The following is a 26,303-nucleotide window of genomic DNA, read 5'->3' as shown; positions in this document are numbered from 1 at the left end:
GGCCCGGTAGAGCTCATCGACGGTGCCGGGCCGGAACGCGTTGCGGACCTCGGGCCGGTTGAAGGCGATCCGGACGGTGGGCAGGTCCCGCACCACGGTGCCGTCCGCGGCGCGCTCCACCTGCCGGTGGTACGTCATGTCCTGGAAGTCGTCGAAGCCGGTCACGGTGCGCCAGCGGGTGGGGTCAAAGACGTCGGACACCTTGGCGGGGATTTCGTTGCTCACAGTCCGAGTGTAGTAATCGGCTCAGCTGATGCAGAACTCGTTGCCCTCCGGGTCCGCCATGGTGTGCCAGGAATGCGGGCCCTCATTGGCAGTCCAGAGGAACGTGGCGCCGCGCGCTTCCAGGGCTGCCCGTGCCGCGTCCTTGTCCGCCCCGGCCAGGTTTACGTCCCAGTGGATCCGGTTTTTCACGGTCTTCGGTTCGGGCGCTGTCTGGAACAGGATCCTGCGGGTGGGCGGCTTGGCATCGAGGTCCCCCGGCGGACGGATCGCGGCGCCGGTCAGCCAGACCAGCTTCCCGTGGTGCAGCTTGGTCTCCGCGTCCGTCGCGAAGCCCTGCTCGATCATGGACCGGATGAAGGCCTCATCCTGCGGTTCGACGGCCCATTCCAGGGTCTCGGCCCACCAGTCGGCAAGGGCATGCGGGTCAAGGCAATCGACAGCTATCTGGATGTTCAGTGCCATGGGAAAAACCTACGACGACGGCGGCCCGGAAGCTAGGTGCGGGGCGGAAGTTCCGTCCCGCACCGGCTTTTAGGCGGCCTACTGGAGCTGCTCGAGGACTTCGGGCGGGATCGCGTAGATAAAGATGACGGCCAGCAGGTTCTTGGCGGCGTGGACTGAATACGAAAACATCAGATTCTTGCCGGTCCAGACGTAGGCGAACACCAAAACCGCCCCTATAGCGAGATACGGCATAAGGGCCGGCAGGGTCAGCGCTTCCTGGCCCACGATGTGCAGGGCCGCGAACAGCACCACTGACAGGGCGCAGCACACCCAGATGTTCAGCCGCCGGCTCAGTTTGCCGATCAGCAGATGCCGGAAGATGTACTCCTCGACGAACGGCCCCACAATCACCAGCAGCGGCACCATCAGCCAGGCGGGAACCTGTTGCATCAGGGCCTGCAGTCCGGCCTGGTTGGCGGACGTCTGCGGCGGACCGGTGACGGCGACCAGAACGGCGGTSAGGATCATCGCGGCCACCACGGCCAGSGGCACCATCAGCAGGGTGAACCACGGCCTGGTGGCCAGCACCCGGAGATCCCGGCGCGCCACCTGGTGGGCGGCGGAGAGGGCAAGCAGGCCGATGGCCGCGTAAAACACCAGGTTCACGGCGTAAGTGACGACAGCCGGGTTGGACGAGAGGTGCACCACCAGCGGGGCGAGCAGCCCGGACGCGGTGGCGAAGAACGCCGCAACCGCCACATAGGTGCCCGCGGTGACGTAGTCCAGCCGGGAGAAGGCATACAGTTCGGGACGCGGCGCGGGTGGTTGTCGGAGTGCGGTGCCCATGCCACCAAGCCTAGCCCGCGCGGCGGGCCCGCGCGGTGGGCCTGGGTGGGTCCGGAGACAGCTAACGCCCGGGCCGAGGGCGCCGGGCGTTAGCTGTGGTGGATACGGTGCGGAGTCCTAGCGGAAGAGCGCCGAGTAGGTTCCCATGATGATCCGGTCACCCGGGGTGGACTTGCGGATGTAATCCACCACGGCCCAGTCATCGAGCGAGATGCAGCCCGCCGTCGGGATCTTGTTCATGTGCAGGAAGATGGCGAAACCGGCGTCCTGGACGATGGTGGGCCGGTTGTAGTTGATGACCACGCCCTGCCGGTAGTAGCCCAGGCTGGCGAACCACCACATGTTCTCGTCCCAGCCGACCCACGAGGAGGACTCGTGGTACTTGTTGTACGTCGGCGTCCACGGGTTGCCGCCCCAGCGCGAGCGGGGATTCAGCGTGCGGTATGCCAGTTTGGTGCCCGGGTTGCCGAGACCAAACGCCTCGGTCACGGAGAAGGATCCCGTGGGCGAGAACAGGTTCCGGGTGGGGCCGGACGGAACTCCCGGCGGCTTGAACCCGGATTTGCCCACGTACCCGTCGGTGCGCCAGTCCGGGACATACGTTCCGGCGATCTTCATGCAGTACAGGTTGGTCGCATGGTTCAGCCCGTATCCCTGGGTCCAGGTCAGCAGCACACGGTTCGCGCCGTACGTGGAGTACTTGGACTTGCCGTTGTTCAGGTTCTGGCACTCCGACATCCCGAAGATCCGGTACCCGGGTTTGACGGTCCAGCCCACAAAGCCGCGCTGGAACGCCTGGATGCACTGGCCCGGGACGCATTTCTCGTTGGCCAGCGGGTAGCCCAGGCTGCTCCGGGTCTCGCCGACCCGGAGGTACCGGGCGCCGAGGGCGCCGCGGGAAATCCAGGCTCCGGTGGCCGAGGACCAGTAGACGGTTCCGCCCTGGAAACGCTGCAGGCATCCGCCGGCGGCCTGCCCGCACGCCTTCGCGGTGGTGGGATAGCCCATCACGCCGGCCTGTGCGCCGGAGGCCTTCCAGCGGGTGTAAATGACGCCCTGGACAACCCGGGCCGCGGTTTTCGGGGACCAGAACACGGCGCCGTTGGCGAAGTACTGGTAGCAGCCCCGGGCGGTCAGTCCGCAGACCTCGGCCGTGCTTGGCAGCCCGAGTCCGGCGGCTTCACCCTGTGCCCGCCATAGGTTTCCGATCCCGCCGCGGGACCAGATCTGCTGGACTCCCTTGGTGGTCCAAGTCAGGAAGCGGCCGCTGGAGAACTTCTGGATGGTCCCGCCCGCCACCGCGGTTTCGTCGGTGACAGGGTAGCCGTACAGGGCCGCTCCGCCCTTCGCATGCCACCAGGGGCCGGTGTGGCCCGCGGTCCGCAGGACCAGCCGGGCGCCCGTTGCCGCGGTCCAGTAGACCGATCCGCCGGCGAACGCCTGGCTGCAGACGTCGCCGGAACACAGCTGGTTCGCCGTCGGAGCGCCGAGGGCGCCGGCGGCACCGCTCAGCGAGGTCCACTTCAGGCCGATCGGGCCGACGACGACGACGGGATCCGGCGCCGGCGGGGGAGTCAGGGTGGGTGCCGGGGTTGGTGTTGGGTCGACCGCCGGTGAGGTCGGATCCGGGGTGGCCGTGGTGGTCGGCGTCGGGCTGATGACCGGCGCGGGATCGGCCGGTGCCGGGGCGGAGCCGGTCGGTGACGGGGTGTCCGTCGGCGTCGCCGTAGGGCTGGCGGTGTCCGAGGGCGCCGGAGTAGCGGTCTCCGCGAATGCCGGGGCGACGGCGAGCGGGCCGGCCGCCAGGCCAAAAACCACCGCCGAGACAAGAAGTAGTTTTTTCATGGGGCATCCTCTACGGAAACGACCGGCGTGCAGGCCGTGGTTTTGTCCTTCGTCTTGGCGAAGTCGGGTGCATCGACGTCGGCCGACTGGCCGGCCGCGATGGTCTTGGTGATGATCGTGTGCCCTGCCACCAGGGGACCCGCGGTGACCGCGATCGCCACGGTGAACACCTTGCTCTTGGTGCTGGTGTTATCGAGGGTTCCCTTGAACGACCAGGACCCGTCCGCGGAGGGGCTGCAGGAGTACTGCCGCCAGGCGTAGGGCGCGTTCAGGGATGTGGACACGTCGGCGGGCGCGGACGTGTCCGGTGCCGCCGATCCTGACGCTGATGATGTTGGTGCGGATGGTGCTGCGGTGGTGCCGGCGCTGGATGTGGCTGGCCCTGGGCCGCCGCTTGAACACCCCGCTAAAGCGAGAAGCAGCACTGCAGGCAGTAGCGCTCTCCGTTTCATAGTCTCCCCCTGACTCACGGCACTTCTGCCATGGCCTGCAACGAAGTGTGCAGGCGAACCGGCGGGGAAGTTCCCGCCGGTTCGCTCAGAGTAATGGAAACAACGGCCTGACCAGCGTTTATGTATCAAAACGTTGTCTAAAAATGCGTATTCGTGGCGGCCCTGGCGCCGCGGCGGGGCGTCCTCCGGGCCGTCGAGGATGTTGCCCGCGTCACGGTGAGGCCCCGAAAGCTAGTACTATGGACGAGCCGCGCGACGCTGCGACCCCCTGTGAGTTCCGGTCCCCGCCCCTGCCCGCCTTCCTCCGCTGAGGGCGCAGGACGGGCCTGTGCCTGTGCTCCCGGAGCCGCCTCCCGCTGCGGCGCTACCCCGACATACAAGGAACWGTTGTGCCACAAAGTACTTCCACAGAAGCCAAGAGCGCGCCGGAGCAAACCGCCGTCGACTCGACCCTCAGCGCCGAGGGTTACAAGAAGTCCCTGAGTGGCCGCCAGGTCACCATGATCGCCATGGGCGGCGCGATCGGCGTCGGCCTCTTTATGGGAGCCGGCGGCCGGCTGGCCTCCACCGGCCCCGCGCTGATTTTCTCCTACGCCATCGCCGGCGTAATCGCCTACCTGCTGATGCGGGCCCTGGGCGAGCTGATCATGTACCGCCAGACCTCCGGCTCCTTCGTCAGCTACGCCGGGGAGATGTTCGGTAAGAAGGGCGCCTACCTCTCCGGTTGGATGTACTTCATCAACTGGGCCATGACCGGCATCGCGGAGCTGATCGCGATCGGCCTGTACTTCCAGTTCTTCTTCCCCAACGTACCGGTCGAGTTGACGGCCATCGCGGCGCTGCTGCTGCTGGTGGGCGTGAACCTGCTGAGTGTTAAGGCGTTCGGCGAATTCGAATTCTGGGCCTCGGTCCTGAAGGTAGCCGCCATCCTGATCTTCCTGGCCGTCGGTACCTTCATGGTGGTCACCAACGCCAAGGTCGGCAACGGCCACGCCTCCGTGACCAACCTCTTTGCCGGCGACGGCGGGATGTTCCCCAAGGGTGCCCTGGTGATGATCCTGGTCCTCAACGCCGTGATCTTCGCCTACAACGCGATCGAACTTGTCGGCATCACCGCCGGCGAAATGGAGGACCCGGCCAAGGAGGTCCCGAAGGCCATCCGCGCCGTCGTCATCCGCATCGTGGTGTTCTACGTCGGTTCGGTCACCCTGCTGGCCATGCTCCTGCCGTCGGACCAGTACAAGGCCGGCACCTCGCCCTTCGTCACCGTCTTCGGCCAGATGGGCCTGCCGTGGATGGGCGATGTGATGAACATGATCGTCATCACCGCGGCGCTGTCCTCCTGCAACTCGGGCCTGTACTCCATCGGCCGGATCTTCCGCACCATGGCCAACAACGGGCACGCCCCGCAGTGGCTGACCCGGATGTCCAAGAGCCACGTACCCTATGCCGCGATCCTGGCGATCGGCGCGGTCTACCTCGTGGGCATCCTGCTGAACATCTGGCTGGGCGGCTCCCACGCGTTCGATCTCGCCCTGAACACCGCCTCGATCGGCGTCATTTTCACCTGGGGTTCCATCTTCGCCAGCCAGATCGCGCTGCGGAAGATCAAGGGCAACGCCTCGTCCCTGCCGATGCCGGGTTCACCGTGGACCAGCTGGGCCGGCCTGGTGGCACTGCTCGCCATCACGGTGCTGATCGGTTTCGACACGATGACCAGCAAGACCGGCGAGGTGTTCCAGTTGGGCCTGTGGACCCTCGCGACCATCCCGTTCTTCGCGGTGGTGCTCTGGCTCGGCTGGCAGAAGGTCAAGCACAACGAACCCAAGAGCGAGCTCTTCAGCTAGTCTCCAACCCTATCGATTGCCCCGTAACCGCCGTTTTGGGGTCCCAAAAGGGCGGTTACGGAGCAGTCGATCCGGGATTCTTCAGGTACCGGCCGAAGTGTTCCTCGATCCGGTGCCAGGCCTCGGGGGCGGACTGCGGATCCGGGCCCACCCCAAGGACGCGGAACAGCGGACGCAGGGGCCTGGGCCCGATCTCGGCGTCGTTGAGGAATGAGTGGCCGGCAGTTTCGAATTCCTTGATGTCGTGCACCACTCCCAGCGTCCCGAGCACCGCTTCCAGCTGCGCCGACCCGTTCCGCAGCCCACGGTCCTTCGCGCCGAAGTTGGCAACRATCGGACAGGCACCGGCGAGGGCCGTTTCCGGGTCCTTCGGCAGCCGCCCGTAGTTCACGGCCGCGGCGTCGAACCCGTCATTGGCCAGCAGGAGCGCGAAACCGCCGCCCATGCAGAAGCCAATCACGCCGATCTTCCCGGTGGTGCGGCCCGAATCCAAGAGCCACTGCCGTGCGGCGGCGAGATCCGTGAACGCACGTCCCTGCCCCGCCGTGACGGCGCGCATGGTCGACACGAGGCAGCGTCGCGCGCCGCCGTCGCTGAACAGGTCCACCGCCAGCGTCAGGTAACCGGCGGCGGCCATCCGTTCCGCGTGCCGGATAGTGATGTCATCGAGCCCGAACGCTTCGTGGATCATCAGCAGGGCCGGAAACGGCCCGTCCCCGGCCGGCTCGGCGAGGTAGCCGTAAAGACGGGGCGAGCCCCCGGCCGCCATACCGGCCGCGCTCAGGTCGACATTGTGCCGCTCTGTATCCGGGCCGCTCGGGTCCGAAGCTTTCCTGGCCATCTGCGCTCCTGTGGCGTCCTGCCCGCTGGTCGCGGGCGGTTGCCGACAGTCTTGCACTGAAGCGCGCCGGGTGTGCACCGCGTGCGCGCCGGGGGCTCCCAAGATCCGGCCGGGCACCAAAGTGAAAAGAGCACAAAAAACGGCGCCGGACGTCCCCCAAAGGAACGCCCGACGCCGTCTGTGTGCGGATTAGTCGCGCTTGAACGCGTCCTTGGCGTTCTCGCCAACCTTCTTCGCGTCGGCAACGACCTGGTCCTTCTGGCCTTCGGCCTTCAGCTGGTCATTGTCCGTGGCGTTTCCGGTAGCTTCCTTGGCCTTGCCGCCGAGGTGCTCCGCTTCGTTCTGAATCTTGTCTCCGATACCCATGGTGTGCTCCACCTTTCGTTTCCGGTTGAAATTCAACGCAGTTTTAGCCTAACACGAAGCATGCTTACTAATTCAAGTCCTTTTTTCGGCGGACTTCGGCCAGGGTGTGGCTGAGGGATCTTGGGGCGCCGGACTAGGCTCGAACCATGGAGTTAAAAACCACCCTCACCCAGCACGTGAACGCCCCGGCGGCCAAGGTGTGGGCCGTCGTTACGGACATTCCCGGCTCGCCCGCAACCCTGTCCGCCGTCCAATCCGTCCAGCTCATCACAGGCAGCGCCTATGCCGAAGGGACCCGCTGGCGGGAGACCCGGACCATGTTCGGCCGGCCCGAGACCGTGGAGATGTGGGTTTCCCGCTGTGAACCGCCCTCCCCGGGACGCGCTGGCAGTGCGGGGAGCACCGGAAGCACCACCGTGCAGGCCCGCCAGAGCGGCACCGACTACACGTCCCGGTTCAGCCTGGCGGAGCGCGACGGCGGCACGGACCTCACCCTGACGTTCACCGCCGTTCCAGTCCGGACCACCCGGCTCGCCAGGGCCGCGATGGTGGTTTTTGGCCCGCTGGGGATGAGGCTCACGCGCAAGGGCCTGGCCCGGGACCTCGCCGAGATCGCCGGCAAAGCGGAAGGCCTCTGATGGCGGCGTCGGGGAAATCCAAAATCACCGCGCCGCGGCTCACGCCGGTCCGCCTCCCGGACCTCGTCGATGATCCCGCGCCGGAGTTCCGCCGCGGGATGAGGTACGACGGCGTCCGGTACAGCCGCGCGGACGCCGACGGACTGGAGCTCAGCGGCACCGACTTCGCCGAATGCGAGTTCAACGGCGCCTCCTTCAACGAGACCCAGTTGCGCGGTGCCGGGTTCCGGGACAGCATCCTGGCCGAGGTGTATGCCCCGGTGCTGACGGCCGCGCGCTCACACCTGCGCGACGTCGAGATCCGCAATCCGCGCTGGGGCTCGGCGGAACTGTATGAGAGCGGCTGGCAGTCCGTGCGGATCGACGGTGGCAAGCTGGACTACGTCAATTTCCGGGGGTCCAAACTGACCGACGTGCAGATCAGCGACTGCATCATCAACGAACTGGACCTGGGCTCCTGCACGGCCACCCGGGTCGCGCTGAAGAACTGCACCATCGGAAGCGTGGACTTCAGCGGCGCCCGGCTCAAGGATTTTGACCTCCGGGGCACGGAATTCCGCTCTGTGAGCGGCTTGGGCAGTCTCTCCGGCATCGTCGTCGACGAGTACCAGCTCACCCTGCTCGCCCCCTTGCTGGCAGGCCACCTGGGCATCACGGTCGCCTGAGCCCGGCGGCGTCATCAGGGGCCGTCCGGTTGACCCCGCTGGGCCGGTGTGTAATCTTTATAGAACGAACGGTCGGTAATTTTATTGCGGCCCAGCTCCCTTGGTGAAGGATGTTCTCATGGTCGAGGCTTTTCTTGTTGGCGGTGCCCGCACTCCGGTGGGGCGGTACGGGGGCGCCCTTTCCGGGGTCCGTCCCGATGACCTGGCCGCACTCGTGGTCCGCGAGGCCGTGGCCCGTGCCGGCGTCGACCCGGACGCGATTGACGAGGTCATCCTCGGGAACGCCAACGGTGCCGGCGAGGAAAACCGCAACGTCGCCCGGATGGCCACCATCCTGGCCGGCCTGCCGCTGCACATCCCGGGCATCACCGTCAACCGGTTGTGCGCCTCGGGCCTGAGCGCCATCATCATGGCCAGCCAGATGATCAAATCGGGCGCCGCGGACATCGTGGTGGCCGGCGGCGTCGAATCGATGAGCCGCGCCCCCTGGGTGCAGGAAAAACCGCAGACCGCTTTCGCCAAGCCCGGCCAGATTTTTGATACCTCCATCGGCTGGCGCTTCGCCAACCCGCTGTTCCAGAAGGGTGAACTTTCCCGCGACGGCAAGATGACCTACTCCATGCCGGAAACGGCGGAAGAAGTGGCCCGCGTGGACGGCATCACCCGCGAGGACGCCGATGCGTTCGCCGTCCGTTCGCACGAACTCTCCCTCGCCGCGATCGCCGCCGGCCGCTTCGCCGCGGAGATCGTCCCCGTGACCGTCAAGACCCGCAAGGCCGAAACGGTGGTCGACACCGACGAGGGCCCGCGCGCCGGCACCACCATGGACGTGCTCGCCAATCTCCGGCCGGTGGTTGCCGGGGGCTCCGTGGTCACCGCGGGCAACTCCTCCACCCTGAACGACGGCGCCTCCGCGATCATCGTCGCCTCCGAGGCGGCCATCCAGAAGCTGGGCCTCACCCCGCGGGCCCGCATCATCGACGGGGCGTCCGCCGGCTGCGAACCCGAGATCATGGGCATCGGGCCCGTCCCGGCCACCCAAAAGGTCCTCGCCCGCGCCGGCCTCGGCGTCGGTGACCTCGGCGCCGTCGAACTCAATGAAGCCTTCGCGACGCAGTCCCTGGCCTCCGTGCGCCGGCTGGGTCTGGACCCGGAGATTGTGAACCGCGACGGCGGCGCGATCTCACTGGGGCACCCGCTGGGCTCGTCGGGCTCCCGGATCGCGATCACCCTGCTGGGGCGGATGGAACGCGAAGATGCGCGGATCGGCCTGGCCACCATGTGCATCGGCGTGGGACAGGGCACCGCCATGCTGCTGGAGCGCGTCTAATGGCGGCCCAGCCCGCCTGCCTGGATACCGCTGGCTTCAGCACGCTCCTGGTCGAGGAGCAGCAGGACCGGTTGGTGGTGCTGCTGAACCGGCCAGAGGTCCGCAACGCGATCGACCAGCAGATGGTCGACGAGCTCCACSSSGTCTGCGCCKMSCTGGARCAGACCCCGAAGGTGYTGATCMTSGCMGGCACGGAGGGSGTYTTCGCCTCCGGSGCGGACATCGCACAGCTGCGTGAACGCCGCAGGGACGACGCCCTGCAGGGCATCAACTCCACCATCTTCGTCCGCATCGCCAAGCTGCCGATGCCGGTCATTGCCGCTCTCGACGGCTTCTGCCTGGGCGGCGGGGCCGAGCTCGCCTACGCGGCCGACTTCCGCATCGRCACCCCCGGGGTCCGGATCGGCAACCCCGAGACGGGCCTGGGCATCCTCGCCGCCGCCGGGGCCAGCTGGCGCCTGAAGGAACTGGTGGGGGAGCCCGTCGCGAAGGACATCCTGCTGGCCGGCGCTGTGCTCCGCGCCGACCGGGCGCTCGCCGTCGGGCTTATCACCGAGGTCCATGAACCCGCGCAGCTGATGGTCGGCGCCCACGCGCTGGCGGACCGGATCGGGCAGCAGGACCCCCTCGCCGTGCGGATCACCAAATCCGTGTTCCATGCCCCGGCCGAGGCACACCCGCTGATCGACCAGCTCGCCCAGGGCATCCTTTTCGAATCCCAGGCGAAGTTCGACCGGATGCAGGCCTTCCTGGACAAAAAGTCCGCCAAGAAGTCGGCCGCACTGCCGGCCGCACCGCCAGAGACCTCTTCAGACCGGAAGAAGCAGCCATGAGCAGCCCCTTAGTTCCCGCCAGCGTTCCCGCCGTCCCCGCCTCCGTTGGAGTGCTCGGCGGCGGCCGGATGGGCGCGGGCATCGCCCACGCCTTCCTGATCAACGGGGCCAACGTCCTGGTGGTGGAACGCGACGACGAATCCGCCGAGGCCGCCCGGGAACGGGTGGAGTCGGCCGCCGCCAAGAGCATCGAACTCGGCGCCACCGACGGCAACCTGGACGAGATGGTCTCCAGGCTCTCCGTCACTGTGGACTACGACGACTTCAAGGATCGGCAGTTGGTTGTCGAGGCCGTACCCGAGGACTGGGACCTGAAGGTCGCCTCRCTGCGCGGGATCGAGGAACGCCTCGGCGCCGACGCCTACCTCGCCTCCAACACCTCGTCGCTGTCCGTCAACGGCCTGGCCCGCGAGCTGAAGCGCCCGCAGAACTTCCTGGGCCTGCACTTCTTCAACCCGGTTCCGGCCTCCACCCTGATCGAGGTGGTGCTCGGCGAGCAGACCAGCGAAACCCTCGCCCGGGACGCCCGCGGCTGGGTCGCGGCACTGGGCAAGACCGCCGTCGTCGTCAACGACGCCCCCGGCTTCGCGTCCTCACGGCTGGGGGTAGCCATCGCCCTGGAGGCGATGCGCATGGTGGAGGAAGGCGTGGCCTCGGCCGAGGACATCGACAACGCGATGGTCCTGGGCTACAAGCACCCCACGGGCCCGCTGCGCACCACCGACATTGTGGGCCTGGACGTCCGGCTGGGCATCGCCGAATACCTGGCTTCGACGCTGGGTGAACGCTTCGCCCCGCCGCAGATCCTCCGGGACAAGGTGGCCCGCGGCGAGCTTGGCCGCAAAACCGGCAAGGGCTTCTTCGACTGGACTGCCTGAGCCGGACCGGCATGCCTAGGATGGAGCGGTGACTACCGCCCCGCCGCGCATTGAACCCATCACCCTCACCGGCACGCACGTGGTGCTGGAACCGCTCAGCCACGCGCACCACGACGGGCTGGTGGAAGCTGCCCGCGACGGCGAACTCTGGAAACTCTGGTACACCTCCGTGCCGGCCCCGGAAGCCATGACAGCCGAGATCGACCGGCGACTGGCCCTCCAGCAGGCAGGGTCCATGCTGCCCTTCACCACGCGGCTGCTCGATCCGGCCACCGGGGGTCCAGGGCAGGTCATCGGCATGACCACCTACATGAACATCGACGCCGCCACACCGCGGGTGGAAATCGGTTCCACCTGGAACGCGCTCTCCGCCCACGGCAGCGGCAGCAACCCCGACTCCAAGCTGCTGCTGCTCCGGCATGCCTTCGAGACGCTCGGATGCCCGGCGGTGGAATTCCGCACGCACTGGCTCAACCACCAGTCGCGCGAGGCGATCGCCCGGCTCGGCGCCAAACAGGACGGTGTGCTGCGCAGCCACAGCCGCACGGCCGACGGTCAGCTCCGGGACACCGTGGTGTTCTCCATCCTCGAACACGAATGGCCGATGGTCCGGACCGGCCTGGAATACCGCCTCGTCGGCCGCCGCCGGGGCTCGGCGGACGGCCGGGCCGATGGCTAGCCCGGGGATGCGGCCGGAGCCCGTTGCCCCGGCCGGCCCGCCGGATGACGGCCGCGCCGTGGATTGGGACGGTGCCGTCAACGCCTGGCATATTGCGGGGGACGTGTACCGGATGGGACGCCGGGAATGGCTCACCGAGACCGGCTGGCAGCAGGCGTACGACGGCGGCATCCGCACAGTCATTGACCTGCGCAACCCCGAGGAGGTCCGCCGGCGCGACACAGACCCTGTGGTGGGCGCCGAAACCCTGGCCGCGTTCGACGTCGTGCACGCCCCCACGGAGGACCCGGCGAACAGCGAATTCCGTGAACTCTGCGTTCCCTACCTGAACGACCCCGCGTACTATCGGGACAACGCCAGGATCTTCCCCGGGAAGCTCGCGCAGGTATTCAAGGCTGTGGCCGCAGCGCGCGGCGGCGTCGTCATCCACTGCTCCGCCGGCCGGGACCGCAGCGGCATGATCGCGGCTATGCTCCAGGACCTCGGCGGGGCCGGGGAGCCCGCCATCGCGGCGGCCTACGAACGCGCCATGCGGGGAATCAATGAGCACCACCGCCGGTCCGGGACGCCCCACCCGCACGAACGGTACCTTCCCGAGGACGTCCTGGCGCCCCTGATTGAACGACGCCGGAACAGCCTGCTGCGGTTCGTCCGGGAGGTAACCACCGCCGAATTTTTGGGCCACAATGGCGTAACGGTCCACGAGTTGGCCGCCATCCGGGGCAAACTGGCGCGTTAGAGTAACCGGGTGAAGACTCCCACCTACCGGCTTGTAATGCGGGCAGTGGCGGCCACCGCCGTTGCTCTCGGAGGGTCTTCGCTGGCCGTCCCTGCCTACGCCGAAGCCAGCGCCCCCGACCCCGCCGCGTCCTCCCCGGCGGCACCGGACATCAGCGACGCCGGACTTGCCGAAGCCGTGCAACGGGACCTGGGCATGACGATGGAAGAGTTCAACGCCGCCGGTACGCAGGCCAAACGGGCCGCCGCCGCAGCCACCACCCTGCGCGCGCTGCCGGGGTACCTCGGGATCGTCCTGCGGGACGGAAAAATCGTGGTCCAGGGTCACGGGACCGAGCTCCAGGCGGGCGTCAACGAACTCAACAAGACCGCCCCGGCCGACATCGTGCTCGAGGCACCCGCGGGGAGTGCCGCGGCAACTCCGGCACCCTCACCCTCAGCTTCGCCGGCTCCCAAGGCAACACCGAAGGCGGCACCCGGCGCCGCGCCCGAACTTCGCGCCGGCAGCGCCGAACAGCTCTTCCAGGCCTACGTCCGTGATGTGGGGCCAGCCGGGCTGCAAGCCGTCGCCTACGCGGACGGGCACTTCATCATCCGCACCGGCGGCACCAACAGCGCCGAGGCCAGCACCGCCGGCGCCCTGGTGCCCGGCATCGTCCGCCCGTTCCAGGTGCCCGCGCCCGGCACCGCCGATCCGGCAGCGCAGCCCGCTCCCGGCAAGACCTCGGCGGCAGACTTCGTGGCGCGCTACGCCAACGTGGAGCTGGAAAAGGGCGCAGCCATCAAAACCGAGGAGGACTACTTCGGCGGCCAGGGCTTTGTCATCGACAACATGACCATCTGCTCCGCCGGTTTCGGCGCCTTCGATCCGCACGGCCTGCCGCTGGTCCTCACCGCCGGCCACTGCGCCGAGGACGGAGCCGCAGCCCGGGCCGACGTCGAACCCTCCACCGCGGCACCGGCGGGCGGCGCGACGACGGCGCTGCCAGCTGTTCCCGGGCTCCTCGGAACGTTCGGCTTCAGCCAGTTCGGCGGCCCCAACAACTCGGCCATCACCGGGACCGAGGCCACCCCCGGCAACATCGGCACCGACATCGCCGTGATCAAAGACGTGCGGCCCGGCCTCGACGTTCAGTCGTCGGCCACGACCTGGCAGAACCCTGCCGCGCCCGCCCGGACGTCCGTGAAGATCATCGGCACCACCGCGCCATATCAGGGCCAGGCCGTGTGCCGCTCCGGCCGGACCACCGGGTGGTCCTGCGGCACGGTGGCCGAGACCGGCATCTACGTGGTGGCGGGACGGACCACGGACCCGGCAGACCTGCGCGCTTTCAAGGGATTCCTGTCCCACGACGTCCAGTCCAGCGGCGGCGACTCAGGCGGCCCCTGGATCAGCGGCAACTACGCGGTCGGCACCCACTCCGCCGGCGAACCGAAGGACGCCACGCAGAACTTCGCCGTCGCCACCACACTGCAGGATGCGCTCGGGTACGTGCCTGGCCCCGTCCAGCTCCGGCTGTTCCTCAACAAACCAACCCTGGCCGGAACGGCCGATGGCGGCACGGTCCTGCCCGGCTCCGTCATCCGCGGGCACGTGGCCGCCGCCCCCGCCTCGGCCGTTGCCGCCGACTCCAAGGTCCGCCTGACACGGCAGGACCAGGCCGCCGTCGACCTCCCGGTGGACGCGGCAGGCAACTGGTCGTTCAGCGCACCCGCAGCCGAGGGCCCGTTCCAGTTCACAGCCGAAACCGTCAACGGCTTCAGCAAGTCCGGGGCCAAGGACTTCCGCCTCAACGTCTCGGCCCTGCCGGCGCCCGCAATCACAACGCCCGCGCCGGGATCCACCAGCACGGGCCTCGACAGCGTCGAAGGCACAGGCACCCCGGGCAGCGTTGTGACGCTTTCCGGCGATCTGGCGGGCTCGGCGACGGTCGCGCCGGACGGACAGTGGAGTATCCCGCTGGGCAACCAACCGGTCTACGGCAAGGTGACCGTCTCCGCGGTCCAGGCCTCGGCCGGCCACGCGGACAGCCCCACGACGACGGCGGAGTTCAGTGTGCGGCCGCCGGCCCCAGTGGTCGACGGGGACTGGGCCGGGGCCTCGTTCCGCCAGGGCGAGGTGCCCGCCGCGATCTCGGGGACCGGCGTGGACGCAGCCTCCGTCACGGTACTGATCGACGGCCAGGCCGTTGGGCAAGCGCGCGCCGGCGCCGCCGGGATGGGGACGAAGGGAGTGTCCGCGTCGCTGGTGCCGCAGGTTGTGGTGGCCGGCGGGCGTTGGAGTGTGGCCGTCCCGGACGGCCTGGCCGTGGGCCCGCATACCGTGTCGGTGTCCCAGTCGGTCGACGGGGTTGCCTCGGCGCCGATGGGTTTCCGGTTCCGTATTGATCAGCCGGCAGCTGCGGCCGCTTCGGGTGGACCTRCCGCCTCGGCGGGACCCGCCGCCGCTGCGGGACCTGCCGCCCCCGCCCCGGGAGCAGCCGCCCTGGGGGCAGGCCGCCCCGTCCAGCAGCCGGGCGGCCCGGCGGCCTTGGCCAGCACCGGCGCGGGCGGTGCGCTGACCGCCGCCGGCTGGGGAGCAGGGGCGCTCTTGCTTGGCGGCGCGCTGCTGGCCGCCAGCCGGCGTCGGGCCGTCCGCTAGGGCTTCGGCCCTGGCTGGTTCTTCCGGTCCAGCAGCAGGTTGGTGATCCGCATGGTGCACAGCCGGTCGCCGGCTTCGTTGGTGATCAGGACCTCGTGAGTGGTCAGCGTGCCGCCAAGGTGCACGGGAGTGGCGGTGATCGTCACAAGCCCCCCGCGGGCGGACTTGTGATGGGTTGCCGAGACGTCCACCCCCACCGCTGTTTTCCCCATGGTGCTGGCGTGAATCACCGCGGCCCAGGAGCCCACTGCCTCGCCCACGGCCAGCGAGGCACCGCCGTGCAGCAGGCCGAAGGACTGGCGGTTGCCCTCCACCGGCATGGTCGCCACAACGCGCTCCACTGATTGCTCGAGGATCTTGACGCCCATCTTTTCGTCAAGTTCGCCGAGCGTGATGGTCCACAGGTCGGTACCGCGGGGATCGGTGGTCATTGCGTCTCCTTCGGGGGCTCTGCCCGGTCACAGACCGGCAGTGGTGCCGGTAGTCGTGCCGGTACTAGTGTGCCGCACGGCTCAGTCATGTACTGTAGACATATTACCGAACGGACGGTCAGTAATGCGCTGGCCGCGTGATCTTGCCCCGCGTTGGAAGGACCCGTCAACGATGACCACCACTGCAACTGCTCCGGAACCCTCAGTGGGCACCGTCGAGATCGTTCCCAGCTTCATCCGCAACTCCTGGTGGACCCCGGACGCCGCCTCAGCCGCCGGTGCGGCCGACGTCCTGGACGCCAGCACGGGTGAACTTCTGGCCAAGGTGAGACCGAGGGCCTCGACCTTGCCGGCGTCGTCGACTACGGCCGCACCACCGGCCAGACGGAACTGGGCAAGCTGACCTTCCACCAGCGCGCCCTCAAGCTTAAGGAACTGGCGCAGTACCTCAACGGCCGCCGCGACGAGTTCTATGCCCTCTCCGCGCAGACCGGCGCCACCAAGATCGACTCGATGRTCGAYATCGACGGCGGCATCGGCGTGCTCTTCACCTTCGGCTCCAAGGGCCGGCGCGAACTGCCCAACGCCCAGGTGGTRGTGGAYGGSCCCATGGAGGTGCTTTCGCGGGACGGCTCCTTCGCCGGCGAGCACATCTACACCCGGATTCCCGGCGTCGCCGTACAGATCAACGCCTTCAACTTCCCGGTCTGGGGCATGCTCGAGAAGCTGGCCCCGGCCTTCATCGCCGGCGTCCCCACCATCGTCAAGCCGGCCACCCCCACGGGCTACGTCGCGGCTGCTGTAGTGAAGGCCATCGACGAGTCCGGGATCCTGCCCGAAGGCTCACTGCAGCTGGTCTCCGGCTCCGTCCGCACCCTGCTTGACCACCTCGACTACCGTGACCTCGTCGCCTTCACCGGCTCCGCGGCCACCGCCAACACGCTCAAGTCCCACCCCAACGTGGTCACTGGCGGCGTGCGCTTCACCTCCGAGACAGACTCCCTCAACGCCGCGATCCTCGGTACGGACGCCGTCAAGGGCACCCCGGAATTCGACGCGTTCATCAAGTCGCTCGTCACCGAAATGACCGTCAAGGCCGGCCAGAAGTGCACCTCCATCCGCCGTGCCATCGTGCCGCAGGACCTGGTGTCCGACGTCGTCGCCGCCGTGGGGGAGCGGATCGCCGAGCGCGTCGTCGTGGGCGACCCCCGCGCGGAGGGCGTCACTATGGGTGCCCTCGCCTCGCTCGACCAGCTCGCCGACGTGCGTGCCGCCGTCCAGTCCATGCTCGACGCCGGCGGGGAGCTTGCCTACGGCACGCTTGACTCACCGAAGGTCACCAGCGCCGACGGCAGCATCGGCGTCGTCGACGGCGGTGCGTTTATGTCCCCGGTGCTGCTGAGCTGGGCCAACCCGGAAGCCGAAGAGGTCCACTCGCTGGAAGCCTTCGGCCCCGTCTCCTCCGTGATCGGCTACACCGACCTCGCCGACGCCGTCCGCCTCGCGGCCCGGGGCGGCGGCTCACTGGTGGCCTCCGTCTGCACCAACGACCCCGACGTGGCCCGTGAACTGGTCACGGGCATCGCTGCCCACCACGGCCGGGTGCTGATGCTCAACCGCGAGGACGCGCGCAGCTCCACCGGCCACGGCTCCCCGGTTCCGCACCTGGTCCACGGCGGCCCGGGCCGTGCCGGCGGCGGCGAGGAACTGGGCGGCATCCGCTCGGTGATGCACCACATGCAGCGCACCGCCATCCAGGGTTCGCCCAACATGCTAACCGCCGTCACCGGCGTCTGGCACACCGGCGCCGACCGCAACTTCACCCTCGACACCGAGGGCCAGCACCCGTTCCGGAAGCCGCTGTCCACCCTGCACATCGGCGACGCCATCCGCTCGGAGCTGCGTGAGGTCTCCCTGGACGAGATCACGAAATTCGCCAACTCCACCGGCGACACCTTCTACGCCCACACCAACCAGGAAGCCGCGGAAGCCAACCCGTTCTTCCCGGGCATCGTGGCCCACGGGTACCTGCTGCTGGCCTGGGGCGCCGGACTGTTCGTCGAACCCGCTCCGGGCCCGGTCCTGGCCAACTACGGCCTGGAGAACCTGCGCTTCATCACCCCCGTCGCGGCCGGCGACTCCATCCGCGTCACCCTGACGGCCAAGAAGATCACCCCGCGTGAGACCGACGAGTACGGCGAGGTGGCCTGGGACGCCGTCCTGACCAACCAGAACGACGAGATCGTCGCCACCTACGACGTCCTGACCCTCGTCGAGAAGTAACCGCTCCCTCCTCCGCCCCGTTGCGCTATCACTTGTGGCTGCTAAAACCCCGGAATGGCAACCATAAGTGATAGGGCAACCGGGGAGGGGCGGGCTCTTTCCACCCTGCTGCGGCGTAAAATCGTGCTCGTAGGAGGTGGCGAAATGTCCCTAGTACTCAGCAAAGCCACAACAGTCCTGCCAGTTGATGATGCAGCGCGTGCCCGGCATTTTTACGCGGACACCCTGGGGCTCCCGCACCGTGGCGTGGCAGAGGACGGAAGCGAAATGTTCGGCTCAGAAGGCGGCCCGATGCTGCAGCTGATGCCAGTCAGGGATGGAAAGCATTCCGAGCACACCACCCTGAGTTTCGAAGTCAGCGAGATCGAGCGCACCGTCAGGGAGATGGAAGCCCGGGGCGTAATGTTCCAGGACTACAACCTGCCCGACCTCAAGACCGAGAACCACATTTGCACTACGGATTCTGAAAAGTGCGCCTGGTTCATGGACTCCGAACATAATGTCCTCTGCGTACACGAGAACATCATGACGGCGGCCGACTACCAGCTCTGAGCACGGTCAACAGCACCCCGGTCCTCCGGGGTGCTGTTCTGCGCACGGGCCTGCCGCCTCCCGCTGCGCGGCCGGGGCACATCGACACGGACACGCCGGTATTTCCTCCCCGAGAGGCCGGGCAGGGGGTCAATGCGCCCCAGGGCCGCCCGGGCCGCCCGGGCCGCCTGGCCGGTCCGGGCGGGACCACGGCGACACCGGCCGGGGCTGCAGCACCCCATTGACCTTCAGGTCCACGCGCTCATTGAAGAAACAGATGAGGCCATGGATCTGGGCGGCATCGCGGAACCGCCGGTCGTAGCTCCAGGCGATGTTGCCGCCCTGGTCCGACGCCGGGTAGCTCCAGTAGCTGGCCTGGCCCTTGTACGGACAGACGGTCCGCTTGGGACTGGCCTCCAGCCGGTCCAGCCGCACGTCCGCGGGCTGGAAGTAGTAGCGGACCGGCAGCATGGTCTCGTACAACAGCTGCGCGCCGGTGGTGCGGGCCAGCGTGACGCCGTCGAGCGCCACTTCCACCTCCGCCGACGACGCGCGGATGTCCACCCGGTGGAACGGATCCCGGGGGTGGCCGATGATCTCTTCGTCGTCCTCGAGCCAGTCGAAGGCCGCGAAGTCCAGGACGATGTGCCCGGAAAGGTCCGGATCCGCGGGCCGGAAGGCGGCGCGGGCGACCGTGGCCGACGGCGTCACGACGTCGAGCTCCTCGCCCGGCGCGGTATGCCGGCCAAAGCCGGTGACGGGGTCCAGTGACGTGGCAGCAGTACCCGCCCGAATCGCGAAGGCGTGCTCTTCGACGTCGGCCGCCGGCAGTGACGGGGCGGCGAGCCCGGCGAGCAGGTCCTGCTCCGGGACGGCAAAGATCGGGGTGATCCGCCGCGGCTCCCAGACCAAGTACGCGCGCGAAGTGTCCACCACCGGCACGCCGTCGTGGCTGGCGCGGATCCTCTTGGCCGTGGGCTCGTAGCGGAACTGGGGGAAGGTGCCCATCAGCACTTCGGATAACCTGGTGGCCATCCTCCCAGCGTGGCCCGCGGCAAGCGGCCCGTCAATGGCAGCAGCCCGGGACGGCCCCGGGCGGAAGGGTGGGTTAGTCCCGGCCGGGGACGTGCAGGCCGTGGAACGCCATGGTGATGACGTCGTCGGCCAGCTTCCCGGGCGAGAGCGAACCGCCGGGCTTGTACCACTCGACGATCGAGTTGATGGTGCCGAACAGGAGCCGCGTGACGGTGCGGGGGTCGATGTCCTGGCGCAGGGAACCCTCGTCGCGGGCCGCGGAAATCAGGGCCGCCACCTTGTGGTCGAAGGTGCGGCGGCGTTCCAGGGCGTCGCGTTCGATCTCGGTGTTGCCGCGCAGCCGGAGCAGCAGGGTCACGAAGGGCAGCCGCTCCACCAGGACGGAGATGGTCTCGCGGAGCACGAATTCCAGCCGGGCGTCGGCCGATCCGGTCTGCGCCCCGGGCTGGTCCAGGATGGCTTCCAGGCCGCCGAGGGCGTGGTCCAGGGCCAGCTTGAGGAGATCGCCCTTGGACGGGACATGGTGGTAGATGGCCGACTTCGAGATGCCCAGGTTCTCGGCAAGGATGCCCATTGACGTGGCGTCATAGCCGTGCCGGTTGAAGACGTCGACGGCGATCAGCAGCACTGATTGCTGGTCATAGCCGGGGCGGCCGCGCTTGGCGGTGGTAGCTGTGCTGGGCATACTCGCTAGTTTCTCATGAACGGTCGGTCAGTCCGGCAGCCGCGACGCCGGGAGTCGCGGCTGCCGGTCCGGCCGGGTGGCCGGACCCGCAGGGCGGAATTAGCCCTTCGGACGCATGTCGTAGATCCGGCGCAGCTTGCCGTTGGAGCGCTCCAGCGAACCGGGATCGACGACGTCGACGGTGCAGGAGGAGCCGACGTGGATCTTGATCTGCTGCTGCAGAACCTTCGCCGCCGAGGCGCTGCCCTCGGCGCTGACCGCTTCGCGGCGCTCGATCTTGACCGTGAGCTGGTCCATCCGCTGGCCTTCGGGGCGGGTGAGTTCCAGCTGGAAGTGCGGGCTGAGCTCGGGAATGCGCAGGGCGATTTCCTCGATCTGCGAGGGGAACAGGTTCACGCCGCGCAGGATGATCATGTCGTCGCTGCGGCCGGTGATGCGTCCCATACGGCGGTGGGCCGGGCGGGCCGTGCCGGGAAGCAGCCGGGTGAGGTCCTTGGTGCGGTACCGGATGATCGGCAGCGCCTCCTTGGTCAGCGAGGTGAAGACCAGCTCGCCGGGTTCGCCGTCGCCCAAGACCACGGAGGGGTCGAAGGCGTCGATGATTTCGGGGCGGAAGTGGTCCTCCCAGATGTGGCTGCCGTCCTGTGTCTCCACGGCTTCGCCGGCGACGCCGGGTCCCATGACCTCGGASAGGCCGTAGATGTCGCARGCCTTGATGTTCATGGTGACTTCGAGCTCGTGCCGCATTTCCTCGGTCCAGGGCTCGGCGCCCAGCACGGCGAACTTCAGCGAGGTGGAGGCCGGGTCGATGCCCTGCTTCATCATGGCGTCCGCGATGGTCAACAGGTAGGTCGGGGTGGCCAGGATGGCGTCCGGCTTGAAGTCCTGGATCAGCGTGATCTGGCGTTCGGTCTGGCCGCCGGAGATCGGGATGACGGTGCAGCCGAGGGCCTCCGCGCCGGCGTGGGCGCCCATGCCGCCGGTGAACAGGCCGTAGCCGTAGGCGTTGTGGACCTTCATGCCCGGACGCACACCGGAGGCGCGCAGGGAGCGGGCCACCAGCTTGGCCCAGTCGGCGAGGTCCTTCTTGGTGTAGCCCACAACGGTGGCGCGTCCGGTGGTGCCGGAGCTGGCGTGGATGCGGGCCACCTCGTTCTGCGGCACGGCGAACATCCCGAAGGGGTACTCGAGCCGCAGGTCTTCCTTCGTGGTGAACGGGAACTTCCCCAGGTCCTCGAGCTCGCGGAGRTCGGAGGGGTGCACGCCGGCCTCGTCGAACTTCCGCTTGTAGAGGGGCACGCGGTCGTAGGCGTACGCGACGGTGTGCTGAAGGCGGCTGAGCTGCAGCGCCTCGAGCTCGTCGCGGGAGATGGTTTCTTCGCGGTCCAGGACGGCGTCGCTGGCGGCGAGGGCAGATTCAGCGGTGGGGGTGGTCATCGGTGTCCTACGTTTCTATTTCTTGGAGATGGTGCGGCTGCGGCCGCGGAACTCGGCGATGAGYTCGCCCGGGGCGGTGTCGGAAGGAAGCTCGCCCGGGAGCGTGGGGGATGCGGCGCCGGCGGGGGAACCGGCCGGGGCCTGCGCTGTTCCGGGGTCGGCGGCGTAGATCTGGACGTCGTACAGGCCGCTCCGTCCGGTGCTGGCACGGTGRTTSGCGACGGCGGTSAGGATYTGCCCRCGGAASGCCGGCTTGATGAAGTTGATGTCSACRCCGGACGCSACGGTGATGGACCCGGCGTCGGACGCTGCTGGGGCCGCCGGGTTGCAGGCGAGGGCGAAGGCGGTATCGCCGAAAGCGAAGATCATGCCGCCGTGGGCCATGCCGAAGCCGTTGAGCATTTCCTGCCGGAGGGGCATCCGGATGGTGGCGTGGCCGTCGGCGAGGGCCAGAACCTCAACGCCCATCCATTCGGAGGCGTAGTCGTCCTTCAGGATGGGGTGGGTGTCACCGGAAATCGTCAGTTCAGCCATGCGTCATTGCCTCCAGCTTTATTTACCGAATGTTCATTAGGTAATCCCATTCGGGTGCCCGCTGTCAAGGGGTGTAAGTATGCTGGGACACATGGCCAAAGGAATATATGTCAGTGCGACGACGCCGGGATCCGGGAAGTCGCTGGTAGCCCTGGGCCTGGCGGACACGCTGCACCGCCACGCTGACCGCATCGGGTTCTTCAAGCCTGTGGTCCACGGCCGGGCGGACGCGGACCCGATGGTCGCGCTGATGAAATCCCGCTTTGACCTCGACGACGACCGCTGCCGGGGCGGCCTGACCTTCGCCGAAGTGCGGGGCCTACTGGCCGAGGGCAAACGCGAGGAAATCGATTCGCGGTGCGTGGAGATCTTCGCGGAGATGTCCCGCCACTGCGACGTGGTGATCATCGAGGGGACAGACCTGACCGGCCAGGACGCCGCCGTCGAATTCGACCTGAACGCCCGGCTCGCCAACAACCTCGCGGCGCCCATGGTCGCCGTCGTCGGAGCCAGGGGCCGCACCGTGGCCGAAACCGCGGACGCCGTCGAGGTGGCCCGCAAGGAACTGCTCGCCGAACGGTGCACGTTGCTGGCGATTATGGTCAACCGCGCCGAGCCCCGGGACCTGGAGGCGATCGCCGCGGCGGTCCGGCCGGGCGCTTCCGGCCGGCCGGTGTACGTCTTCCCGGAGCTTGAGGACATCGCCCGGCCCACCACCGGCGAGGTCGCCACCGCCCTGGGCTTGGGCCAGGTAGCCGGGCTGCCGGACCGCGAACGGGATGTCCGTTCGGTCAAGGTGGCCGCCATGAATGTGGCCAATTTCCTGCACGTGCTCGACGACGGCGCCCTGGTGATCGTGCCGGGCGACCGCGCGGATGTGCTGGTGGCCTGCCTGGCCTCCTCCCTTTCGGCCGAGTTCCCGGTCCCGTCGGCCCTGATCCTGACCGGTGGCCTGGCCCCGGACCCCACCATTTACTCCCTGCTGGCGCAGGCTCCGTTCCCGATCTTCGCGGCCCCGGATGACACCTACATGACAGCCAAGCGCGTCTCCGAGGTGCGCAGCGAAATCTGGTCGGGGCACCGCCGGAAGGTCGCATCCGCGCTGGGTCTCTGGGCCAAACAGGTGGACGAGGCCGAACTCCTGGAGCGGCTGCACCTGCCGCGGCCGGAGCGGATGACGCCGCTGCGGTTCCTGCATGACCTCATTGAACGGGCGCGTTCCCAGCGCCGCCACATTGTCCTGCCGGAGGGCTCGGATGTCCGCATCCTGCGTGCCGCGGAGATCCTGCACCGCCGGGACGTCTGTGAGCTGACGGTGCTGGGCCGCGAGGCCGACGTCCGCGAGCTCGCCGCCACCCAGGGGATCGACCTTAGCGGAATCAACATTGTGGACCCGGCCACCTCGGAATTGCGCCAGGGTTTCGCGCAGAAGTACGCGGAACTGCGCGCGCACAAGGGGGTGGACCTGGCCAAGGCGCTCGAAGTGATGCAGGACGAGAGCTACTTCGGCACCATGATGGTCCAGCTCGGGGTGGTGGACGGGATGGTCTCCGGCGCCGCCCACACCACGGCACACACCATCCGCCCGGCCCTGGAATTCGTGAAGACCCGCGAGGGCGTCAAGATCGTCTCCTCGGTGTTCCTGATGCTGATGCCGGACCGGGTGCTGGTCTACGGCGACTGCGCCGTCAACCCGGAACCCAACGTGGAGCAGCTCGCGGACATCGCCCTCGCCTCGGCCGAAACCGCCGCCCAGTTCGGCGTTGAACCGCGGGTCGCGATGCTCTCCTACTCCACCGGAGGCTCCGGCGCCGGCGAAGCGGTGGACGCCGTCCGGCAGGCCACCGAACTCGTGCGGCAGCGGCGCCCGGACCTCGCCGTCGAGGGTCCCATCCAGTACGACGCCGCCGTTGACGCCGCGATCGCCGAGTCCAAGATGCCGGGCTCGACCGTGGCCGGGCAGGCGACGGTGTTCATTTTCCCGGACCTGAACACCGGCAACAACACCTACAAGGCGGTCCAGCAGTCCTCCGGGGCCGTCGCCGTCGGGCCCGTCCTGCAGGGCCTCCGCAAGCCGGTCAACGACCTCTCCCGCGGCTGCACGGTGGACGACATCCTCAACACCGTGGCCATCACCGCGATCCAGGCGCAGGCCGGTGACCAGGACGCCGCGTCCGCAACCCTGTCCGTCGAAGCCAAGGCTTAGGAGGCCCCATGCTCGTKCTCGTCATCAACTCCGGYTCRTCCTCGCTYAAGTACCAGGTCCGCGATGTTGAGGCGGGCAGCGTCCTCGCCGAGGGGCTGGTGGAGAAAATCGGGATGGGCAACGGCGGCGACGGCGACGGGGAGATCGAGGGCCCCCGCGACCACGCTGAGGCGCTTGAGCAGGTGGACGGCGCTATCCACGAGGCTCTGGGCGACCGGCCGCTCGACGCCGTCGGGCACCGTGTGGTCCACGGCGGGGAACGCTTCGCCGAGCCGGTGCTGGTCAACAACGAGATCGCCCGCGCCATCGAACGGCTGAACCCGCTCGCCCCGCTGCATAACCCGGCCAACGTGCTTGGGATCCGCGCCATTGCCAAGAAATGGCCGGAACTGCCGCAGGTGGCCGTGTTCGACACTGCTTTCCACCGCACCCTGCCCGARCACGCCTGGCGCTACGCCGTGCCGGACGAGCTCTATACAAACCACGGCATCCGGCGCTACGGCTTCCACGGCACCTCGCACGAATACGTCGCGCACCAGGCGGCCGCGCTGCTGGACCTGCCGGTGGAGGAGTTCGACGGCGTGATCGCCCACCTGGGCAACGGCGCGTCCGTTACCGCCATCCGCGGCGGCAAATCCGTCGACACGTCCATGGGGTTCACCCCGCTCGAGGGCCTCGTGATGGGCACCCGCTCCGGCGACCTCGACCCCTCGATCCTGGTGTTCCTGGCCCGGGCCGGCTGGTCCGCCGAGGACCTCGACTCCATGCTCAACCGGCGCTCCGGGCTGAAAGGCCTGGCCGGCAACAACGACATGCGCTCCGTGGTGGAGGCCGCCGACGCCGGCGACGCCAAGGCCGCAATGGCCCTCGCGGTGGCCTCCTACCGGCTCTCGAAGTACATCGGCGGGTATCACGTGGCCGTCGGTGGGGCGAAGGCACTGGTCTTCACCGCCGGCATTGGCGAGAACTCGTACCAGTTCCGCAGCCTGGTCGCRGACCGGTTGGGCGCGCTGGGCGTGGAGCTCGACGCCGGGCTGAACCGCCAGCGGTCTAAGGAACCCCGGGTGATTTCGACCGCGGAATCGGCCCTGCCGGTGCTGGTGGTGCCGACTGACGAGGAGCGCGCGATCGCCGAGGCCACGGCCGCCGTCGTCACCCAGTCATCGACTGCTCCGTAACCCCCTTTTCCCATAACGGCACCTGCGGAGCAATCGATGGGTAGCGTGGGGGCATGACCGACCCGAGCCTTCCCTTCAGCCTGCCCATCCGCACTGAGCGGCTGGTGCTGCGCCGGTTCGAGGCCGCGGACCTTGATGCCTTCCACGCCTACCACTCGCTGCCCGAGACGGCCCGCTTCCTGCCGCGGGAGGCCAAGAGCTACACCCAATCCATGGAGCAGGTGGGCAAGTACGCCAACTTCGAATTCGAGAAAGAGGGCGACTGGGTGGCCCTCGCCATCGAGGCCGCGGAGGCGCCCGGGCTGATTGGCGAAGTGGTCCTCAAATGGCTGCCCGGCCGCGGCCAGGCCGAGGTTGGCTGGAGCCTGGCCCCGGCGGCCCGCGGGAAAGGGTACGCGGCGGAGGCGGCGGCCGCGATCCTGGAATTGGGCTTCGGAGTGCTGGGCTTCCACCGGATCGATGCCAAGCTCGACGCCCTCAACACCTCCTCCGCAGCTCTCTGCACCCGCCTTGGCATGCGCCTGGAATCCACCCAGGTGGACAAGTGGCATTACAAGGGGGAGTGGGCGACCGAAGTGGTCTACGCACTGCTCGCCGACGAATGGCGGGCCCGGCAGGGTGGTGCGGGTGCGGGTGCGGGTGCGGGTTCGTGACGTGGGCTGACCCGACCAATTGACGCCTCGAAGTGACGAAAGTGGCCGCTAAGCGTGGCCTC

The 26,303-nt window shown here is 68.3% G+C and carries 24 protein-coding genes and 2 pseudogenes; 14 read left to right on the top strand and 12 right to left on the bottom strand.

What is annotated here, in order from left to right; all coding sequences use genetic code 11:
* The 5 genes and pseudogenes from AC1DHD_RS02685 to AC1DHD_RS02665 all read right to left on the bottom strand — a co-directional run.
* Nucleotides 1-225, bottom strand: a pseudogene (locus AC1DHD_RS02685) (1,4-dihydroxy-2-naphthoyl-CoA synthase); the annotation flags it as partial.
* A 21-nt stretch (nucleotides 226-246) separates the two neighbouring features.
* Nucleotides 247-687, bottom strand: a complete 441-nt coding sequence (locus tag AC1DHD_RS02680) for a VOC family protein (protein WP_476878205.1) — start codon at nucleotides 685-687, stop codon at nucleotides 247-249.
* A gap of 78 nt (nucleotides 688-765) precedes the next feature.
* On the bottom strand, nucleotides 766-1,515 hold the full coding sequence (locus AC1DHD_RS02675) for a lysostaphin resistance A-like protein (RefSeq protein WP_476878204.1): 750 nt from the start codon (nucleotides 1,513-1,515) through the stop codon (nucleotides 766-768).
* A gap of 117 nt (nucleotides 1,516-1,632) precedes the next feature.
* Nucleotides 1,633-3,360, bottom strand: a complete 1,728-nt coding sequence (locus AC1DHD_RS02670; RefSeq protein WP_476878203.1) for a hypothetical protein — start codon at nucleotides 3,358-3,360, stop codon at nucleotides 1,633-1,635.
* Nucleotides 3,357-3,644 (bottom strand): hypothetical protein, encoded by a 288-nt coding sequence (locus AC1DHD_RS02665; protein ID WP_476878202.1) that lies wholly within the window; start codon nucleotides 3,642-3,644, stop codon nucleotides 3,357-3,359. Before AC1DHD_RS02665 ends, AC1DHD_RS02670 begins: the two co-directional genes overlap by 4 nt.
* Nucleotides 3,645-4,201: 557 nt before the next feature.
* On the opposite strand from AC1DHD_RS02665, the gene AC1DHD_RS02660 reads away from it, so the two are divergent.
* Complete coding sequence (locus AC1DHD_RS02660; RefSeq protein ID WP_476878201.1) at nucleotides 4,202-5,659, top strand: amino acid permease; 1,458 nt, start codon at nucleotides 4,202-4,204, stop codon at nucleotides 5,657-5,659.
* A 55-nt stretch (nucleotides 5,660-5,714) separates the two neighbouring features.
* Here the strand turns inward: AC1DHD_RS02660 and AC1DHD_RS02655 are convergent, their stop codons facing one another.
* Both AC1DHD_RS02655 and AC1DHD_RS02650 read right to left on the bottom strand, forming a co-directional pair.
* Nucleotides 5,715-6,500 carry a dienelactone hydrolase family protein gene (locus AC1DHD_RS02655; RefSeq protein WP_476878200.1) on the bottom strand — a complete coding sequence of 262 codons (786 nt, stop codon included), beginning with the start codon at nucleotides 6,498-6,500 and terminating at the stop codon, nucleotides 5,715-5,717.
* Between the two features lie 189 nt (nucleotides 6,501-6,689).
* Nucleotides 6,690-6,866, bottom strand: coding sequence for a CsbD family protein (locus tag AC1DHD_RS02650; RefSeq protein ID WP_476878199.1), 177 nt, complete (start codon nucleotides 6,864-6,866; stop codon nucleotides 6,690-6,692).
* Between the two features lie 146 nt (nucleotides 6,867-7,012).
* Between AC1DHD_RS02650 and AC1DHD_RS02645 the strand changes: the two genes are divergently transcribed.
* The 8 genes from AC1DHD_RS02645 (at nucleotide 7,013) to AC1DHD_RS02610 (ending at nucleotide 15,268) form a co-directional block, all read left to right on the top strand.
* Nucleotides 7,013-7,504: an SRPBCC family protein gene (locus AC1DHD_RS02645; RefSeq protein WP_476878198.1), complete on the top strand. Its 492-nt coding sequence runs from the start codon at nucleotides 7,013-7,015 to the stop codon at nucleotides 7,502-7,504.
* On the top strand, nucleotides 7,504-8,169 hold the full coding sequence (locus AC1DHD_RS02640) for a pentapeptide repeat-containing protein (protein ID WP_476878197.1): 666 nt from the start codon (nucleotides 7,504-7,506) through the stop codon (nucleotides 8,167-8,169). The genes AC1DHD_RS02645 and AC1DHD_RS02640 overlap by 1 nt, the downstream gene beginning before the upstream one ends.
* A gap of 118 nt (nucleotides 8,170-8,287) precedes the next feature.
* Nucleotides 8,288-9,499 carry a thiolase family protein gene (locus tag AC1DHD_RS02635; RefSeq protein ID WP_476878196.1) on the top strand — a complete coding sequence of 404 codons (1,212 nt, stop codon included), beginning with the start codon at nucleotides 8,288-8,290 and terminating at the stop codon, nucleotides 9,497-9,499.
* Nucleotides 9,499-10,332: an enoyl-CoA hydratase/isomerase family protein gene (locus AC1DHD_RS02630; RefSeq protein ID WP_476878195.1), complete on the top strand. Its 834-nt coding sequence runs from the start codon at nucleotides 9,499-9,501 to the stop codon at nucleotides 10,330-10,332. The genes AC1DHD_RS02635 and AC1DHD_RS02630 overlap by 1 nt, the downstream gene beginning before the upstream one ends.
* The gene (locus AC1DHD_RS02625) at nucleotides 10,329-11,210 is read left to right on the top strand and encodes a 3-hydroxyacyl-CoA dehydrogenase family protein (RefSeq protein WP_476878194.1); all 882 of its coding nucleotides are present in this window, start codon (nucleotides 10,329-10,331) and stop codon (nucleotides 11,208-11,210) included. The genes AC1DHD_RS02630 and AC1DHD_RS02625 overlap by 4 nt, the downstream gene beginning before the upstream one ends.
* A gap of 28 nt (nucleotides 11,211-11,238) precedes the next feature.
* Nucleotides 11,239-11,889 carry a GNAT family N-acetyltransferase gene (locus AC1DHD_RS02620; protein WP_476878193.1) on the top strand — a complete coding sequence of 217 codons (651 nt, stop codon included), beginning with the start codon at nucleotides 11,239-11,241 and terminating at the stop codon, nucleotides 11,887-11,889.
* A 7-nt stretch (nucleotides 11,890-11,896) separates the two neighbouring features.
* On the top strand, nucleotides 11,897-12,628 hold the full coding sequence (locus AC1DHD_RS02615; protein ID WP_476878192.1) for a tyrosine-protein phosphatase: 732 nt from the start codon (nucleotides 11,897-11,899) through the stop codon (nucleotides 12,626-12,628).
* A 9-nt stretch (nucleotides 12,629-12,637) separates the two neighbouring features.
* Nucleotides 12,638-15,268, top strand: coding sequence for a S1 family peptidase (locus AC1DHD_RS02610; protein ID WP_476878191.1), 2,631 nt, complete (start codon nucleotides 12,638-12,640; stop codon nucleotides 15,266-15,268).
* Here the strand turns inward: AC1DHD_RS02610 and AC1DHD_RS02605 are convergent.
* Nucleotides 15,265-15,699: a PaaI family thioesterase gene (locus AC1DHD_RS02605; RefSeq protein ID WP_476878190.1), complete on the bottom strand. Its 435-nt coding sequence runs from the start codon at nucleotides 15,697-15,699 to the stop codon at nucleotides 15,265-15,267. The two genes, AC1DHD_RS02610 and AC1DHD_RS02605, sit on opposite strands and share 4 nt — an antisense overlap.
* 172 nt (nucleotides 15,700-15,871) lie before the next feature.
* Between AC1DHD_RS02605 and paaZ the strand changes: the two are divergent.
* Together paaZ and AC1DHD_RS02595 are read left to right on the top strand one after the other, a co-directional pair.
* Nucleotides 15,872-17,982: pseudogene (paaZ, locus tag AC1DHD_RS02600) on the top strand (phenylacetic acid degradation bifunctional protein PaaZ).
* A 144-nt stretch (nucleotides 17,983-18,126) separates the two neighbouring features.
* Nucleotides 18,127-18,534 (top strand): VOC family protein, encoded by a 408-nt coding sequence (locus AC1DHD_RS02595; RefSeq protein WP_476878189.1) that lies wholly within the window; start codon nucleotides 18,127-18,129, stop codon nucleotides 18,532-18,534.
* A gap of 129 nt (nucleotides 18,535-18,663) precedes the next feature.
* Here AC1DHD_RS02595 and AC1DHD_RS02590 read toward each other — a convergent pair whose 3' ends face one another.
* The 4 genes from AC1DHD_RS02590 to AC1DHD_RS02575 all read right to left on the bottom strand — a co-directional run bounded on the left by AC1DHD_RS02590 (nucleotide 18,664) and on the right by AC1DHD_RS02575 (nucleotide 22,204).
* The gene (locus AC1DHD_RS02590; protein ID WP_476878188.1) at nucleotides 18,664-19,548 is read right to left on the bottom strand and encodes a DUF427 domain-containing protein; all 885 of its coding nucleotides are present in this window, start codon (nucleotides 19,546-19,548) and stop codon (nucleotides 18,664-18,666) included.
* 73 nt (nucleotides 19,549-19,621) lie between these two features.
* Nucleotides 19,622-20,233 carry a TetR/AcrR family transcriptional regulator gene (locus tag AC1DHD_RS02585; protein WP_476878187.1) on the bottom strand — a complete coding sequence of 204 codons (612 nt, stop codon included), beginning with the start codon at nucleotides 20,231-20,233 and terminating at the stop codon, nucleotides 19,622-19,624.
* A 99-nt stretch (nucleotides 20,234-20,332) separates the two neighbouring features.
* A complete protein-coding gene (paaK, locus tag AC1DHD_RS02580; protein WP_476878186.1) occupies nucleotides 20,333-21,670 on the bottom strand; it encodes a phenylacetate--CoA ligase PaaK in 1,338 nt (445 codons plus the stop codon).
* Nucleotides 21,671-21,685: 15 nt separating this feature from the next.
* Nucleotides 21,686-22,204: a hotdog fold thioesterase gene (locus tag AC1DHD_RS02575; RefSeq protein WP_476878185.1), complete on the bottom strand. Its 519-nt coding sequence runs from the start codon at nucleotides 22,202-22,204 to the stop codon at nucleotides 21,686-21,688.
* Nucleotides 22,205-22,295: 91 nt separating this feature from the next.
* Between AC1DHD_RS02575 and pta the strand changes: the two genes are divergently transcribed.
* From pta to AC1DHD_RS02560, 3 genes are read left to right on the top strand one after another with little or no spacing between them, the layout of a single operon-like run.
* Nucleotides 22,296-24,410 carry a phosphate acetyltransferase gene (pta, locus tag AC1DHD_RS02570; RefSeq protein ID WP_476878184.1) on the top strand — a complete coding sequence of 705 codons (2,115 nt, stop codon included), beginning with the start codon at nucleotides 22,296-22,298 and terminating at the stop codon, nucleotides 24,408-24,410.
* A gap of 8 nt (nucleotides 24,411-24,418) precedes the next feature.
* The gene (locus AC1DHD_RS02565) at nucleotides 24,419-25,588 is read left to right on the top strand and encodes an acetate kinase (protein ID WP_476878183.1); all 1,170 of its coding nucleotides are present in this window, start codon (nucleotides 24,419-24,421) and stop codon (nucleotides 25,586-25,588) included.
* Nucleotides 25,589-25,641: 53 nt separating this feature from the next.
* Nucleotides 25,642-26,241 (top strand): GNAT family N-acetyltransferase, encoded by a 600-nt coding sequence (locus AC1DHD_RS02560; protein ID WP_476878182.1) that lies wholly within the window; start codon nucleotides 25,642-25,644, stop codon nucleotides 26,239-26,241.
* Nucleotides 26,242-26,303 lie beyond the last annotated feature (62 nt).

It is taken from the genome of Arthrobacter sp. 05L45_2, assembly GCF_056397525.1.
This window is presented reverse-complemented; position numbering and strand designations above follow the sequence as displayed.

Excerpts from the sequence above, each read along its gene's own strand:
- AC1DHD_RS02680 (WP_476878205.1), bottom strand. The coding sequence starts at position 687 with ATGGCACTGAACATCCAGATAGCTGTCGATTGCCTTGACCCGCATGCC.
- AC1DHD_RS02670 (WP_476878203.1), bottom strand. The coding sequence starts at position 3,360 with ATGAAAAAACTACTTCTTGTCTCGGCGGTGGTTTTTGGCCTGGCGGCC.
- AC1DHD_RS02650 (WP_476878199.1), bottom strand. The coding sequence starts at position 6,866 with ATGGGTATCGGAGACAAGATTCAGAACGAAGCGGAGCACCTCGGCGGC.
- AC1DHD_RS02645 (WP_476878198.1), top strand. The coding sequence starts at position 7,013 with ATGGAGTTAAAAACCACCCTCACCCAGCACGTGAACGCCCCGGCGGCC.
- AC1DHD_RS02640 (WP_476878197.1), top strand. The coding sequence starts at position 7,504 with ATGGCGGCGTCGGGGAAATCCAAAATCACCGCGCCGCGGCTCACGCCG.
- AC1DHD_RS02635 (WP_476878196.1), top strand. The coding sequence starts at position 8,288 with ATGGTCGAGGCTTTTCTTGTTGGCGGTGCCCGCACTCCGGTGGGGCGG.
- AC1DHD_RS02615 (WP_476878192.1), top strand. The coding sequence starts at position 11,897 with ATGCGGCCGGAGCCCGTTGCCCCGGCCGGCCCGCCGGATGACGGCCGC.
- AC1DHD_RS02605 (WP_476878190.1), bottom strand. The coding sequence starts at position 15,699 with ATGACCACCGATCCCCGCGGTACCGACCTGTGGACCATCACGCTCGGC.
- AC1DHD_RS02595 (WP_476878189.1), top strand. The coding sequence starts at position 18,127 with ATGTCCCTAGTACTCAGCAAAGCCACAACAGTCCTGCCAGTTGATGAT.
- AC1DHD_RS02590 (WP_476878188.1), bottom strand. The coding sequence starts at position 19,548 with ATGGCCACCAGGTTATCCGAAGTGCTGATGGGCACCTTCCCCCAGTTC.
- AC1DHD_RS02585 (WP_476878187.1), bottom strand. The coding sequence starts at position 20,233 with ATGCCCAGCACAGCTACCACCGCCAAGCGCGGCCGCCCCGGCTATGAC.
- pta (WP_476878184.1), top strand. The coding sequence starts at position 22,296 with ATGGCCAAAGGAATATATGTCAGTGCGACGACGCCGGGATCCGGGAAG.
- AC1DHD_RS02560 (WP_476878182.1), top strand. The coding sequence starts at position 25,642 with ATGACCGACCCGAGCCTTCCCTTCAGCCTGCCCATCCGCACTGAGCGG.